The organism is Falsirhodobacter algicola, assembly GCF_018279165.1.
GTDB lineage: Bacteria > Pseudomonadota > Alphaproteobacteria > Rhodobacterales > Rhodobacteraceae > Falsirhodobacter > Falsirhodobacter algicola.
In genome coordinates this window covers 59,816-74,580 of sequence record NZ_CP047292.1, presented here as the reverse complement: position 1 = coordinate 74,580, position 14,765 = coordinate 59,816, and the positions used below count along the sequence as shown (strand labels likewise).

Sequence of the window (14,765 nt, the reverse complement as noted above, 5' to 3'; positions counted from 1 at the left end):
GACCGCAGCGATGCGGCAGAGGTGAAGATGGCAGTGGCACGGTTGACGGGGCAGGGCGCCGCGTCGCGCAAGTACGATCTGTTGACCGCGATCGGCGCGGCGGGTCTGGCCGGAGGGCCGGCGGATCAGCGTCTGGCGCTGCGGCTGATCGTGCTGATCACGGCCCGCTACGACTGGCGCCGCGACCGCCTCGCCACCGGCCAGCGCGAGATCGCGGCCCTCTGGTCGGTCGATGAACGCACCGTCAAGCGCGAGATGGCCCGCCTGCGCGAACGTGGCTGGCTGGTGCTGCGCCGACAGGGCGGGCGGGGCCGGGTGGCCGAATACGGGCTGGGCCTTGCGCAGCTGTTGCAGGACACCGCCCCCCATTGGGCCGCCATCGGCCCCGACCTCGAGGAGCGGCTGACCCCATCCCCCGTCCCCGCGGGGACATCGCAGGTCATCCCCTTTCCCCAGCCCGAGGGCGAGGATCCGTGGACGCGCATCCTGCAGAGCTTCGCCGCCGAGGCCCCGGTCCTCTATTCGACATGGCTGCGCCAGTTGCGCCCCGGCCCGTTGCAGGGCGGAGAGCTGCATCTGCACGCCCCGAGCCGGTTCCACGCCTCCTATGTGCAGACGCATCTGGCGCTGCGCATCCTTGCCGCCGGGCGTGAGAACGGCATCCACGCCCTGCGGATCGAAGGTTAGCGGCGCGCAAAGGGCGCGAGGCTGACGCCCTCGGCCTCCAGCGCGCGGCGCAGAAGGCGGGCCATGGTCACCGCGCCGGGCGTGTCGCCATGCACGCAGATCGTGTCCGGCTCCACCTCCAGCGGGGCGCCGCCGACGGTCGGGATGCGGCGGTTCACCACCATCTCCAGCACATGCTCGCAGCTTTGCGCGGCATCGTGGATCACCGATCCAGGGGCGGAGCGCGGCATCAGACGGCCATCGGGCGCATAGGTGCGGTCGGCAAAGACCTCGCAGGCCAGCGTCAGGCCCGCCCGCTCGGCGGCGGTCCAGCTTTCGGAATAGGGCAGGGCCACGAAGATCAGCCCCGGATCGGCCGCCCGCACCGCGCGTACGCAGGTCTCGGCCAAGGCGGCATCCTCGGCCGCCATGTTCGACAGCGCGCCGTGCAGCTTCACATGCGTCAGGGGATGCCCGTCCAGCCGCGCCAGCGCGCCGAGCGACAGGATCTGATAGATGATCTGCGTCTCCAGATCCTCGGGGCGTTCGCCCGTAATGCGGCGGCGTCCGAAGCCCGGCAGATCGGCGAAGGAGGGATGCGCCCCGATCGCCACCCCCCGCTCGCGCGCAAGGCCGATGGTGCGGCGCATCACCACCGGATCGCCCGCATGGAACCCGCAGGCGATGTTGGCGGTGGTGGCGATGTCCAGCATCGCGGCATCGTCGCCGATGCTCCACGCGCCGAAGCCCTCGCCCATATCGCAGTTGAGATCGATGGTCCGCATTTCCGTTCCCCCTTTGGATGGCCCCGATGGGTGTCGCATCCGGGGGGCGGGAATGGCAAGATGCGGCGCGGGACAGCCCCCCCGCGCCGCGCGCCCCCTCAGGCGGCGCGGTATTCGCCCCGGTCCGCGCCCGCGCGGCTGACGAGGACGATCGCGATCCACGAGGCGGCGAAGCCCGGCACGATCTCATAGAGCCCATCGCCGCCCAGCAGCGTTTGGTTGAGGCCGAGCGCGATCCACAGGATCACCGTCACCGCGCCCGTGATCAGGCCCGCGACGGCGCCCGTGCCCGTCATCCGCGGCCATGTCAGCGCGAGGATGATCAGCGGGCCGAAGGCCGCGCCGAAGCCCGCCCATGCGTTCGAGACGAGGCCCAGCACCTGCGAGTCGGGATCGCGCGCGATCACCACCGCCACCAGCCCGACCGCCAGCACCGCCAGACGGCCCACCGTCACCAGCTCCCGCTCGGTGGCGGGGCGCTTGCGCAGGCGGCGGTAGATGTCCTCGGTCAGCGAGGAGGAGGAGACGAGAAGCTGGCTCGAGACCGTGGACATGATCGCCGCCAGCAGCGCGGCATAGAGGAACCCCGTCACCAGCGGATGGAACAACAGGTTCGACAGCACGATGAACAGCGTCTCCGGGTCCGCGATCTCCAGCCCGTTGCGCAGCGCATAGGCCCGCCCGAACACCCCGAGCGACACCGCCCCGATCAGCGAGACGAGCATCCAGCTCATCCCGACGGCGCGGGCGCGCGGCACGTCCGACACGCGGCGAATGGCCATGAAGCGCACGATGATATGGGGCTGCCCGAAATAGCCGAGGCCCCACGCCATCGCCGAGATCCAGCCGATCGCCGTCACCCCGGTGGAGAGGGAGAGGAAGCTGTCATCCATCCCCGACAGCCGGTCCGCCGCCTGTCCGACGCCGCCGCCCTGTCCGGTGGTCAGGATCACGATGGGCATGACGACCAGCGCCAGCATCATGATGCAGCCTTGCACGAAATCGGTCAGGCTGACGGCAAGGAACCCGCCGATCACCGTATAGACGAGCACGATCCCCAGCGTGATGAGCACCCCCGCCATATAGCTGCCCCCGAAGGCGCTGGCGAAGAGCTTGCCCCCCGCCACCAGCCCCGAGGCGGTATAGACGGCGAAGAAGATCACGATGATGATCGCCGATACCAAGCGCAGCAGCCCCGCGCGGCTGGGAAAGCGGTTTCCGAGGAAACCGGGGATCGTCAGGGCGTTGTCGTAACGCTCCGTCTGTTCGCGCAGGCGCGGCGCGACGATGATCCAGTTGAGCAGTGCGCCGATCGACAGGCCCACCGCGATCCACGATTGCGACAGGCCGGACACGAACAGCGCCCCCGGCAGGCCCAAGAGAAGCCAGCCGCTCATATCCGAAGCGCCCGCCGACAGCGCCGCGACCTGCGGCGACAGGTTGCGCCCGCCCAGCATGTATTCCTCGGAACTGGCGGTGCTTTTGCGCCAGGCGTAGATGCCGATGCCGACCATCAGCAGAAAATAGGCGGCAAGGCTGATCCAGACTCCCGTCTGCATGTCATTGTCTCCTGTTGTGAAACGTGGCGCGTTGTTTCATGGCCAGGCCGGAAAACAAAACGCTTTGTTGGGCGGGCGTGTCTTTCGCGCGCGGGGCAGGGGCCTTGGATCGCGCCTTGCGCGGGCTAACTGCCTGCGTCATGCAGGGCCAGCATTCCCAAAGCCCAAGGAGAGTACCGCGCATGAAACCCGACCTGCTCGTGGCCTTCACCGCCCGCCCCGCCCAGATGGCCGCATTGGAGGAACGCTTCACCTGCCACCGCTACGACACCGCCGCCGACCCGGTTGCCTTCCTTGCCGAATGGGGCCCGCGCTGCCGTGCCGTCTATTGCGGCGGGCATTTCCCGCTGGATGCCGCCATGCTGGAGCAGCTTCCGGCGCTGGAGATGGTCTCCATCACCTCGGCCGGGTACGAGGCGCTGGACATCGCGGCGCTGCGCGCGCGGGGGATCGCCATCTCCAACGCCTCGGACGCGCTGGTGGATGACGTGGCCGACATCGCGCTGGCGCTGATGCTGAACGCGCGCCGCCGCCTGATCGAGGCGGATGCCTATGTGCGGTCGGGCGATTGGGGGCAGAAGGGGATGTTCCCGCTCACCCGCTCCACGGCGGGCAAGAAGGTGGGGATCGTGGGCCTCGGCAATATCGGGCGCGCGATCGCCACGCGTTGCGAAGCCTTTGGGTTAGAAATCGCCTATTCGGGCCGCACGAAGAAGGACGTGCCCTATGCCTTCCACGACAATCCGCGCGATCTGGCCGAATGGGCCGACATCCTGATCGTGGCGGCGGCGGGCGGGGCGGAGACGGCGGGCCTCGTCTCGGCCGAGGTGCTGCGCGCGCTTGGCGAAGAGGGCTGCCTCGTGAACATCGCGCGCGGCACGGTGGTGGACGAAGCTGCCCTGATCGCCGCGCTGGAGGAAGGGGGCATCGCCTCGGCGGGGCTGGATGTGTTCCTCTCCGAACCCACGCCCGATCCGCGCCTTCTGGCGCTGCCGAACGTCGTGCTGGCCCCGCACCTTGCCAGCGGCACCGAAGAGACGCGCGGCGCGATGCATCAGCTGGGGATCGACAACCTCACGGCGTTCTTCGAAGGCCGCCCGCTTCTGTCGCCGATCCCGGACTGAGGGCCGCGCGCCCTAGCCGCGCCCCGGCAGGGCGCGGCGCAGCAGCGGCCAGATCAGCAGCAGCGCCGTCGCCAGCAAGAAGCCGCAGGCGATGGGCCGTTCGAGGAACACCATCGCATCCCCGCGCGAGATGAGCAGCGCGCGGCGCAGGTTCGTCTCGATCAGCGGGCCGAGCACGAAACCCAGAAGCAGCAGCGCCGGGCTGAACTTCGCCCGCGCCAGCGCATAGCCGACCACCCCGATCCCCGCCACCATCACCAGATCGAAGACCGCGCCGCGGACCGAAAAGACCCCAAGGCAGATGAACACGATGATCGCAGGATAGAGCCAGCGGAACGGGATGCGCAGCATCGACACCCAGATCCCGATCAGCGGCAGGTTAAGCAGTAGCAGGAACAGGTTGCCGATCCCGAAGCTGGCGACGAGGCCCCAGAACATGTCCGGGCGTTCCTGAAGCATCATCGGGCCGGGCTGGATGCCGTGGATGACCAGCGCGCCCAGCATCAGTGCCATGATCGGATCGCCCGGAATTCCCAGCGTCAGCGTCGGCACGAAGGCGGTGATGGAGGCGGAGTTGTTCGCGGCCTCCGGCCCGGCGATGCCCTCCACCGCGCCCTTGCCGAAGCGTTCGGGATGGCGGGAGACGCGCCGCTCAGTCGCGTAGGCAAGGAAGGAGGAGATGGTGGATCCGGTCCCCGGCAGCGCCCCGAAGAACCCGCCAAGCGCCGTGCCGCGCAGGATCGGCGCAAGGATGCGGCGCAGATCGTCGCGCGTCGGGATCAGTTGGCGCAAGGTGACGCGATCGGGCGGGCCGTGGCGGTCGGCGCTTTGGATGTTGGCGATGACCTCGGCCACGCCGAAGAGGCCCATCGCCAGCGCCACGAGGTTGATCCCGTCCATCAGCTGCGTCTGCCCGAAGGTGAAGCGCTGAACCCCGGAATTGACGTCCGTTCCGACGCAGCCGAGGATCAGCCCCACCACCACCATCGCAAGGCTTTTGACCGGGCGGCTGCTGCCCACGGTGGAGGCGGCGACGAGCCCCATCACCATCATCGCGGCGTAATCGGCGGCGCCGAAGCTGGTCGCGACCTTCGACAGCCAGCCCGCCAGCAGAACGAGGATCGCGATCCCCAGCATGGACCCCGCGAAGGACGAGATCATCGCCGTGAAGAGCGCGGCCCCCGCGCGCCCCTGCCGCGCCAGCGGATAGCCATCGAGCGTGGTGACCGCCGATTGCGGCGTGCCCGGCAGGCGCAGCAGGATCGAGGCGACCGAGCCGCCATATTGCGCTCCGTAATAGACGCCCGCCAGCATGACCAGCGCCGCCTCGGAGGAGATGTAGTAGGTGATGGGCAGCAAGAGCGTGATCGCCGCCATCGCCCCGATCCCCGGCAAGACCCCGACGAAGGTGCCGAGCAGCGCGCCCAGAAGGCTGTAGATCAGAATCCCCGGCTGCAGGGCCACGCCAAGCCCGTGGGCCAGTCCGTCCAGTGTCGTCATCTCAGGGGCTCCACGGCCATACGGGGATCGAAAGGCCGAGGGCCAGACTGAAGATCGCCCATGTCACGAAGGCGATGATGGCCGCCAGAACCCCGCGCCAGACAAGGCCGGGGCGGGGGGCGACGCTGCTGGCGATCAGGGCCGACAGGGCCGTGGCCACGATCAGCCCCGCGCGTTCCATGAGCAGCGCAAAGACCAGCAGCGCGGCGGTGACGGCCAATGCCTCGCGCCATGCGAAGGGGCGGCGTTCGCCCGCGCGGCGCAGCGCCGGCAGCGCGATCAGCGCCCCGAGCGCCACCAGCGCCACCCCCAGCACCACCGGAAAGAAGCCCGGCCCCATGCGGCGCAGGCTTCCGATGTCGTAATGCGCGGCGGCATGGGCGGCGACGGCGGCGCCCGCAAGCGCCAGCCCCGCCCCCCATGCGGCATCGCTCCAGTCCCGCTGCGTCACGTCCCGCTCACTCCATCCGGTCGATGACGGCGCCCCAAAGCGCGATGTCGCTTTCGATGCGGTCCGACAGGTCTTCGGGCGTGCCGGGGGCGACCTGCCAGCCGATCGCCAGCAGACGGTCCTGCACGGCCGGATCGGCGAGGATGGTGCCGACCTCGTGGTTCAGACGCTCCACGATGGCGGGATCGGTGCCGGCAGGGGCGATGATGGCGTTCCACAGCTCGGCCCGGAAATCCTCGGGCAGGCCAGCGGTCCCGGCCAGCACCGGCACATCGGGCGTCTGCGCGAAGGGCTGGGTGGAGGTGACGCCCAGCATCCGCATCGTGCCCGCCTGCACCTGCGGCAGCGCGGCCGAGGGGGCCATGAAGCCTGCATCGATCTCTCCGGCGAGGATGGAGGCGGTGACTTCGGCATAGCTTTGGAAGGGGATGTGGAACAGCTCCACCCCGGCCTCGGCGGCGAAGAGTTCCGCCGTCAGATGCGCGCCTGAACCTTGCCCGACCGAGCCATAGCTGATCGCGCCGGGATCGGCCTTGGCGGCGGCAACGAATTCGGCCACGTCCTTGGCCGGGAAGTCGGCCGAAACGGTCAGCGCCAGCGGGCTGGTTGCGATCAGCGAGATGGGCGCGATGTCCGTCTGCGGATCGTAGCCGAGATCGGGGATCAGCCGCTGCGCCGTGGTCAGCGGGCCGTTGATGGTGATGCCGAAGGAATAGCCGTCGTCATGTGCCAGCATCTGCTGCACGCCGATCACGCCGCCCGCGCCGGGCCGGTTTTCCACCACGACCGGCTGACCAAGGGCGGCGGCCAGCGGTTCGGCCACGATCCGCGCGATGGTATCGGGCGAAGATCCCGCCGGGAAGCCGACGAAGATGTGCACAGGCTCGGTCGGCCAATCCTGTGCGGCGGCGGGCGTCGCGAGTGCCGCAAGGGCGGCAAGGGCGACGGGGCGAAGATGCGTGGTCATGGACGGTTCCCTCCCGAATATGTGCCCCTTGTTCCGGGAAATGGGCCGGGGCGTCAATGCCGGGGGGGCATTTCGGGGTCAGCCGCGCCGCGCGATCGTCACCTTCAGCGGGTGGAGCGTGCGGGCCAGCGCGTCCAGATGGGCGACCCACAGCGCCTCGGCCATGGCGCGGGGGACGGCGTGAAAGCGCACGGCGCGGCCCGTCGGCACTTGGGCAAGGCGCGGCAGGTCCGCCCCGATCACCGTCGCGATCTTGGGATAGCCGCCCGTCGTCTGCCCCTCGGCCATCAGCACCAGCGGGCGCCCCGAACCGGGCACCTGCACCGATCCCGCCACCGTCCCGTCGGACACGATGTCATGCCCCTTGGCCGCCGGAAGGGACGGCCCATCGAGCAGCATCGCCATTCGGTCGCGTTCATGGCTGACGGTGAAGGGCTGGCTCAGAAAGTGCGCGATGACCTCGGCAGAAAAGCTGTCCGCCTGCGGACCGAGGACGACGCGGATCGGCCCCTCGCCGCGCCCGGGCAAGGGGCGGAACGGGGCCAGCGTGCGCCCCGGCACCTGCGGGCCGAGGGGCAATTCGTCGCCCGCCGCCAGCGGCGCGCCGAGGCCGCTGCGCAGATGCATGGCGCGCGCGCCCATCACCACCGGCGCGTCCACCCCGCCCGAAACACCAAGATAGCCCCATGCGGCATCGCCGCCGATCCCGATCTCGATCCGCTGACCGGCCATGACGCGGTGCGACTGGTTCGGGGCGCGCGCCTCCCCGCCGATGCGCAGAGGGAAGGTGCCGCCCGTCACCGCGATGCGGCAGGCGGCATGGGCCTGAAGCACCGCGCCGCCGATCGCGAATTCGACCCCCGCCGCGCCCGGATCGTTGCCCACCAGCGCATTGGCCAGCGCCAGCGCGGGCGCGTCCATCGGGCCGGAGGGGGACACCCCGGCATGGCGCAAGCCGATGCGGCCCCGGTCTTGCACGGTCATCAGCGGGGCGGGGCGGAGGATCTCGATCATGCTTCCACCTCGGGGGTGATGAGGGGGCTTCCAGCCTCGGCCCGCGCGCCGAGGCGCAGGAACATGGCAAAATCCACCGGCTCGAACCGGATGCGGTCCCCGGCGGTCAGGAGTACGGCGGGATCGCGGTCCGGGTCGAACAGGCGCATCGGGGTCGCGCCGATATAGCGCCATCCCGACGGGCTGGCGACGGAATTGACGCTGGCTTGCTGCCCCCCGATGCCGATGGCCCCGGCGGGCACGCTTTGGCGCGGCACCGGCAGGCGCGGCGCGTGCAGCCGCGCATCCAGCCCGTCGAGATAGGCAAAGCCCGGCGCGAAGCCGATCATCGCCACGCGGTATTCGGGCGCGGCATGCAGGGCGGCAAGGGCGGCGGGGTCCATCCCCTTCATCTCGGCCAGCGCCTCGAGATCGAGGGCGGCGGGCCCGCCGTAATGGACGGGCACGCGCCACAGGCGGCCTTCGGCGGCCTCCGGGGCGGGGCGCCGCAAACGCTCGGCCAGAATCTCCTCCAGCGCCGCGCCGCGGATCACGGTGGGATCGTAGCGCACCAAGAGCGCGCGGTAGGTGGGCACGGTTTCCACGATGCCCGGGCAGGGATCGGCCTTCAGATCCGCTGCCAGCGCGATCACGCGGGCATTGGCATCCGGATCGATCCGGTCCGAGAGTTGGACGGACAGCGCCTGATCGCCGACGGGCAGGAACAGGGGCGGGGCAGGGCGGGGGGATCGGGCGGCGGCGTGCATGGCGCGATCCTGCCCCGGAAGCGGGGCGGGGAAAAGCCCCTATCGCCCCCCGTTTCAGCCCTTGATGCCGACGGGCGCGCCAGATTCGTCCATCGTCTCGGTCTGGCCGGGTTCGGGGGCGCCTTCGTCGATCTCGGCGCTGGCGCGGCGCCAATGGGCCTCGTGCTGGCCCTCGGGGCGGCCTTCGCTTTCCCAGATGGCGTGCGCGCGGTCGCGGATGTCCTGTTCGCGGTCCATGGTGATCTCCCTCCTCTGGATCCTAGGCACACAACCTTCGGCGGGCCGGGTTGTTCCCGCCCCTCAGCCCGCCGCGATGCCGAGGAAGGACAGCGCGAGGAAGGTCGCGAACAGGACGAAATGGGTCATCCCCTCGATCGCGTTCGTCTCTCCGTCGTTGAGGTTGATGGCGGCGACGACGAGCGTGACGAACATCAGCATCGTCTGCACCGGCGTCATCGCCATCACGATCGGCTGCCCGGTGAAGAGCGAGATCGCCTCGATCACCGGCACGGTCAGGATCACCGTGGAGAGCGAGGCCCCGAGCGCGATGTTGATGACGACCTGCATCCGGTTGGCCAGTGCGGCGCGCAGCGCGGTCAGGATCTCGGGGGCGGCGGACATGGTCGCCACGATCAGCGCCGCCAGCGCCAGCGGCGCGCCCACCGCCTCCAGCCCGTCGGTCAGGAAGGCCGACATCACCTCGGCCAGCCCGCCGATCAGCACGATGCCGACGACCAGCAGGATGACGGAGGGGGCCATCGGCTCCTCCTCCAGCCGCCGATGGGCGTGGCGCTTCTTGTCGGGATAGCTGTAGTTGAAGAAGTAGCTGTGCTGGCCGATCTGATTGCGCAGGAACACCCAATAGAGGGTGATCATCGCAAGGATGGTGAAGACGGAATAGGCCTGCCAGCGGTCGCGCGGCACGAATTCGGGCACGACCATCGCGATGCTGACCGCCGTCAGGATCATCGCGCCATAGGTCTTGCCGGAATCGTCGTTATAGGCCTGCTCGCCGAACTTCCATCCGCCAAGGAGCGCGGCCAGCCCTAGGATGCCGTTGATGTCCAGCATCACCGCCGAAAAGATCGTATCGCGCGCAAGGGTGGGCGAGCCGGAGCCGAACATCAGGATCACGAGGATCAGCACCTCCACCACCACCGCCGAGATGGTGAGGATCATCGTGCCGTAGGGATCGCCGACCTTGGCGGCCAGCACCTCGGCATGGTGAGCCACGCGGACCGAGACGGCGATGATCGCGCCGATCATCACGGCGGCGGCCGCAAGCGCGGCGAATGCCCCCGCGCCCAAGAGCGCCTCTTCGGCGGAAAAGGCCGCCACCCCCGCCAGCAGCGCGGGCAGCAGCATCCATTCCTCGCGCAGCGTCTCGGCAAATCGGCTCATGGGGCAGGGGTCCTTTCGTCTTCGGGGGCCAACGGGCGGGGGGACGGCGGGTTCCGGCCGCATATTCCCGCCCCGCGCGGAACTGTCCGATTGCCCCCGCCCGGCCCTGCGGCATAGGGTGCGCCCGACCAGTGCCGAAGGGGCCATATATGCACAAGATCGCGCTTCCCGAACGGGCGGATTTGCACGCCAAGGCCGAAGAGGCGGGCTTTTCCTTCCTCGAGATGGGGGGCGAGCCCTATTGGGACGAAACCTCCGCCTATGCCTTCACGCTGGAGGAGGTGGAGACCCGGATCGAAGACCCGTCGAGCGAGCTGCATGGCATGTGCCGCGCGGCGGTGGAACGGATCGTCGCCTCGGAGGAATTGATGGACCGGATGGGCATCCCGCCCGGTTTCCGCGATCTGGTGGCCACGAGCTGGCAGCGGCAGGAGGGCGAGCTCTATGGCCGCATGGACCTCGCCTATGACGGGGGGGATGCGAAACTCCTGGAATACAATGCCGACACGCCGACCTCGCTCTATGAAACGGCGGCCTTCCAGTGGCAGTGGCTGGAGGATCAGATCGCGGCCGGTGCGTTGCCGGCGGGGGCGGATCAGTTCAACCGCCTGCACGAGGCGCTGGCCGAACGCTTCGCCGCGATGTTCCCGCCCGATCACGACATCCATTTCGCCGCCGCCGCCGGCCATGCCGAGGATTACGCCACCGTGGAGGCGCTGGCTTGGGCCGCGCGCGAGGGCGGGATGGGCGCGCATTACACCGACCTCGGCCAAATCGGCCTGTCCGCCGAGGGGCAGTTCACCGATGCCGAGGATCGGGTGATCGGCACGCTCTTCAAGCTCTATCCGTGGGAGGACATCTTCGCGGACGAATTCGGGGCCGCCATCGTCCCCTCGGGCTGCCGGATGATCGAACCGGCCTGGAAGGCGCTGGTGTCGAACAAGGCGATCCTGCCCGTGCTGTGGGAGATGTTCGAGGGCCATCCGAACCTTCTGCCGGCCTTCTTCCTTGATGATGTGGCGGGCGCGCTGCGGGATGGGACGGGCGGCTCGGCGCTGCTCGATCGGTCGCGCGATGCGCTGCGCACCCATGTGGTCAAACCGTTCTTTTCGCGCGAAGGCGCCTCTGTCGACATCATCGAAGGCGGGCGGCCGCTGGAAACCGCCCATGATCGCGCCTATGATCAGGGGGCGAAGATCGTGCAGGCCTATGCGCCGCTTCCGGTCTTCGACGGATTCCGCCCGGTGCTGGGGGCATGGATCGTGGGGGAGGAGTGCGTCGCCTTGGGCATCCGCGAGGATCGCGCCCGGATCACACAGGATCTGTCGCGCTTCAAGCCTCATTTCATCGCACCCTGACATCGCCCTGACAAGGAAGACCTTCATGCGCAAACGTTCCGCCACCGTGGCCCTGACGCTGATGGGCGCGGCCTTCGCCCTGTCCGGCTGCCGCGAGGACCGGACCGAGGCCTCGTCCTTCCCCGACCTCGCCTCGTGCCGGGCCGAGGCGGAGGCGGGCAGCCTGAACTTCACCCCCGCCGATTGCGACGCGGCCTTTGCCCAAGCGCAGGCCGACCACGAGGAGACGGCCCCCCGCTACGACGCGCTGGCCGTCTGCGAAGAGGAGCATGGCGTCGGCAATTGCGAGCAGCAGGCCGAGGCGGGCGGCGGCTTTTCCTTCATGCCGCTGCTGGCGGGGATGATGATCGGGCAGATGCTGGGCGGGCGCGGCATCATGAGCCAGCCGCTGGTGAACACCGCCAATGGCCGCTTCGCCACGCCCGGCGGCACCTCGGTCGCCTCCAACAACGGGCGGGGCGCGATGAACGCGTCGGCCTTCCAGAAGGCCCCTGCCACGGTGGGCCGCCCGCCGATGTCGCAGGCCGATGTGATGCGGCGGGGCGGCTTCGGTTCCTCCGGTGCCGCCCGCACCTCGTTCGGGGGCTAGAGATCGTCCAGATCGGGGCGGGAGCCGACGGTGACGTTGTCGATATCCTCGGCCTGGAATCCCTTCAGCAACGAGGGGATCATCATGAACACGAGGCAGAAGACCGGCAGGCCCACCACGGTGATCACCTGCTGAAGCGCCGTCAGGCCCGCTTCGCCCGCCAAGAGCACCAGCATCGCGGCCACCAGCCCCTGCGTGATGCCCCAGAACACGCGCTGGCGCACCGGGCCGGGGCGGCCTTCGCCCGTGCATTGCATATCCACCACGAGCGAGGCGGAATCGGCCGAGGTCGCGAAGAAGATCGCGACCACGATCACCGCCAGCCCCTGCATCACATTCACCAGCGGGAAATGCTCGAAGAAGGCGAACATCGCCAGCGGCACGCTGTCGGCGACGGCGGCGCTGATCTGGCCCGCGGCCTCGCCCATCTGGGCGCGCGCGCCCGCGCCGATGCCATCAAGCTCCATCGCCTGCCAGCCGAAGACCGAGAACCAGATCACCGTGAACAGCGACGGCGCGAGCAGCACGCCCGCCACGAATTCACGGATCGTCCGCCCGCGCGAGATGCGGGCGACGAACAGCCCGATGAAGGGCGACCATGTGACCGTCCATGCCCAATAGAACACCGTCCAGTTGCCCTGCCAGCCCCAGTCGGGCCGGTTCGGCATCACATCGGCCAGCATGTCGTTCCAGAACGCGAGGCGCGGCAGGTTCGACAGGTAGATGCCCATCGTTTCCACCATGCCGCGCAGCAGGAACAGCGTCGATCCGGTGACGAGCACGAAGACCATCAGCCCCACCGCCATGCCGATATTGATGTTCGACAGCAGCTTCACCCCCTTGTCGAGGCCGGCGGAGATGGAGATGACCGCCACCCCCGTCAGCACCACGAGGATGCCGATCTGCGTGCCGGTGCCCGGATCGACCCCGGTCAGCGCCGACAGCCCCGCTGCGATCTGCGACGATCCGAGGCCCAGCGACACCGCCACCCCAAAGAGCGTGCCCAGCACCGAAACGATGTCGATCACGCGCCCGATCGGGCCGTGGATCCCCTCCTTCAGCAGGGGATAGAACACCGAACTGACCCGCAGCGGCAGATCGTAGCGGTTGATGAAATAGGCAAAGGCCAGACCCGGCAGCGCGAAGATCGTCCAAGTGTGCAGCGCCAGATGGTAAAGGGCGATGGCGATGGCGTCGTCGGCGGCCTCGGCGCTGAAGGGTTCGACCCCCGGCAGCGGCGGTTTGGAGAAATGGCTGATCGGTTCGGCCACGCCCCAGAACATCAGCACCGTGCCGATCCCGCCCGCGAACAGCATCGTGAACCATGAAAGGTTCGTATATTCCGGGCGCGTGTTGCGGCGGCCAAGGCGGATATGGCCGTGCTTGCTCATCGCGGCCCAGATCAGAAAGCCGAGCCAGACATTCACGCCGAGGATGAAGAACCAGCCCAGCTTGGTGACGATCCACGCGCGGCCCGCGGCAAAGGCCGCGCCGATCGGTTCGGGGGCGATCACGAGGGCAAGGACGAAGACCACCGTCAGCGCGGCGGATACGAAAAAGATGACCGGGTCGGTCCTCAGACCAAGACGACGGGCAAGTTCGTGCAAAGCATTTCTCCGGGATGGTTTCGGCGTGTGATGCCGGAACCTAGGGCCGGGGCGCGGGATGTCGCACATTTCCTGCGGCCAAACGCCGCTGCGGCAGCGCGATGCACAGCATGCAGCCCGCCACGAGCGCGACACCGACCCAAGCCGGGCCGCTCAGACGTTCGTGCAGCACCGCCATCGCCAGCAGCGCCGCGATGACGGGTTCGGTCAGGGTCAGGGTCGTCGCCTCGCTGGCGCGGATGCGGGCAAGGCCGTGCCCGAAGCAGACATAGCCGAGAAACATCGGGCCGAGCGCCATCCACAGCCCCGCCGCCGCATTGCCCCAGCTTGCCAGCAGCGGCCCGCCCGTCAGCAGCAGGACCGGCATCAGCAAGAGCCCGCCGCCGCCGAAGATCGTGCCCATCGTGGCCCCGCCCGGCAGGCCCGCCCGCATCGCGCGCCCCGCGATCCACGAATAGAGCGCATAGGTCAGCCCCGCCACCAGCCCCAGCCCGACGCCGAGCGCGGCATGGCCGGTCCCGGCCCCGGCGGTGCCATGGCCGCCCGCCGTCAGCAGCGTGATCCCGGCGATGCCCATCAGCGCCCCCGCCAGCCAGCGGCGTCCGGGGCGCAGCCCGTCGGCCACCATCTCCACCAGCGCGGAAAAGAGCGGGGCGGACCCGATGCTGACGGCCGTTCCCACGATCACCCCCGCCGCCCGCATGGAGCTGTAGAAGGCGAGGGGATAGACCGCGACCGCCAGCGCCGCCAGCGGCAGAATCCCGGCATGGCGGCGCAGCTGCGGGGCCGACCGCGCCATGTCCGGGGCCGCGCGCAGCGCCTGAAGCAGCCCGCCGACGCCCATCGCCGCCGCGCCCATCGTGGCCGCCGCCACCCCGGGCGCCAGCGCCGCGACGGTGCCGGTCGTGCCCCACAGCGCCGAGGCCACGAGCACCGCCGCGATTCCCCGCGCGCGGGCTGCGCCGTCGGTCGCCGGGATCGCCGCGCCAAGGTTCATG

15 protein-coding genes are annotated in these 14,765 nt (G+C 69.4%); 4 read left to right on the top strand and 11 right to left on the bottom strand.

Annotated elements, in window-relative coordinates:
* Positions 1–27: 27 nt before the first annotated feature.
* A complete protein-coding gene (locus GR316_RS13200) occupies positions 28–687 on the top strand; it encodes a DnaA N-terminal domain-containing protein (protein ID WP_211785501.1) in 660 nt (219 codons plus the stop codon).
* Here GR316_RS13200 and GR316_RS13195 read toward each other — a convergent pair.
* The gene (locus GR316_RS13195) at positions 684–1,451 is read right to left on the bottom strand and encodes a LamB/YcsF family protein (RefSeq protein WP_211785500.1); all 768 of its coding nucleotides are present in this window, start codon (positions 1,449–1,451) and stop codon (positions 684–686) included. The genes GR316_RS13200 and GR316_RS13195 overlap by 4 nt on opposite strands.
* A gap of 98 nt (positions 1,452–1,549) precedes the next feature.
* Complete coding sequence (putP, locus tag GR316_RS13190) at positions 1,550–3,010, bottom strand: sodium/proline symporter PutP (protein WP_211785499.1); 1,461 nt, start codon at positions 3,008–3,010, stop codon at positions 1,550–1,552.
* 182 nt (positions 3,011–3,192) lie between these two features.
* Between putP and GR316_RS13185 the strand changes: the two genes are divergently transcribed.
* The gene (locus GR316_RS13185) at positions 3,193–4,134 is read left to right on the top strand and encodes a 2-hydroxyacid dehydrogenase (protein WP_211785498.1); all 942 of its coding nucleotides are present in this window, start codon (positions 3,193–3,195) and stop codon (positions 4,132–4,134) included.
* Between the two features lie 12 nt (positions 4,135–4,146).
* Here the strand turns inward: GR316_RS13185 and GR316_RS13180 are convergent, their stop codons facing one another.
* From GR316_RS13180 to GR316_RS13150, 7 genes are all read right to left on the bottom strand, one after another.
* Complete coding sequence (locus GR316_RS13180) at positions 4,147–5,634, bottom strand: tripartite tricarboxylate transporter permease (protein ID WP_211785497.1); 1,488 nt, start codon at positions 5,632–5,634, stop codon at positions 4,147–4,149.
* A 1-nt stretch (position 5,635) separates the two neighbouring features.
* Positions 5,636–6,085, bottom strand: coding sequence for a tripartite tricarboxylate transporter TctB family protein (locus GR316_RS13175; RefSeq protein WP_211785496.1), 450 nt, complete (start codon positions 6,083–6,085; stop codon positions 5,636–5,638).
* Positions 6,086–6,092: 7 nt separating this feature from the next.
* Positions 6,093–7,052, bottom strand: coding sequence for a Bug family tripartite tricarboxylate transporter substrate binding protein (locus tag GR316_RS13170; RefSeq protein WP_211785495.1), 960 nt, complete (start codon positions 7,050–7,052; stop codon positions 6,093–6,095).
* 78 nt (positions 7,053–7,130) lie between these two features.
* A complete protein-coding gene (locus GR316_RS13165) occupies positions 7,131–8,066 on the bottom strand; it encodes a 5-oxoprolinase subunit C family protein (protein ID WP_211785494.1) in 936 nt (311 codons plus the stop codon).
* Positions 8,063–8,812, bottom strand: a complete 750-nt coding sequence (pxpB, locus tag GR316_RS13160) for a 5-oxoprolinase subunit PxpB (protein ID WP_211785493.1) — start codon at positions 8,810–8,812, stop codon at positions 8,063–8,065. Before pxpB ends, GR316_RS13165 begins: the two co-directional genes overlap by 4 nt.
* Positions 8,813–8,866: 54 nt before the next feature.
* Positions 8,867–9,049 (bottom strand): DUF2934 domain-containing protein, encoded by a 183-nt coding sequence (locus GR316_RS13155; RefSeq protein WP_249218874.1) that lies wholly within the window; start codon positions 9,047–9,049, stop codon positions 8,867–8,869.
* 63 nt (positions 9,050–9,112) lie between these two features.
* Positions 9,113–10,213 (bottom strand): calcium:cation antiporter, encoded by a 1,101-nt coding sequence (locus GR316_RS13150; RefSeq protein ID WP_211785492.1) that lies wholly within the window; start codon positions 10,211–10,213, stop codon positions 9,113–9,115.
* 149 nt (positions 10,214–10,362) lie between these two features.
* On the opposite strand from GR316_RS13150, the gene GR316_RS13145 reads away from it, so the two are divergent.
* Positions 10,363–11,571 (top strand): glutathionylspermidine synthase family protein, encoded by a 1,209-nt coding sequence (locus tag GR316_RS13145; RefSeq protein ID WP_211785491.1) that lies wholly within the window; start codon positions 10,363–10,365, stop codon positions 11,569–11,571.
* Between the two features lie 25 nt (positions 11,572–11,596).
* Complete coding sequence (locus GR316_RS13140; RefSeq protein ID WP_211785490.1) at positions 11,597–12,160, top strand: DUF1190 domain-containing protein; 564 nt, start codon at positions 11,597–11,599, stop codon at positions 12,158–12,160.
* On the opposite strand, the gene GR316_RS13135 is transcribed toward GR316_RS13140, so the two are convergent.
* Together GR316_RS13135 and GR316_RS13130 are read right to left on the bottom strand one after the other, a co-directional pair.
* On the bottom strand, positions 12,157–13,767 hold the full coding sequence (locus GR316_RS13135) for a BCCT family transporter (protein ID WP_211785489.1): 1,611 nt from the start codon (positions 13,765–13,767) through the stop codon (positions 12,157–12,159). The two genes, GR316_RS13140 and GR316_RS13135, sit on opposite strands and share 4 nt — an antisense overlap.
* Positions 13,768–13,807: 40 nt before the next feature.
* Positions 13,808–14,764: a DMT family transporter gene (locus tag GR316_RS13130; RefSeq protein WP_211785488.1), complete on the bottom strand. Its 957-nt coding sequence runs from the start codon at positions 14,762–14,764 to the stop codon at positions 13,808–13,810.
* Between the last annotated feature and the right edge of the window lies 1 nt (position 14,765).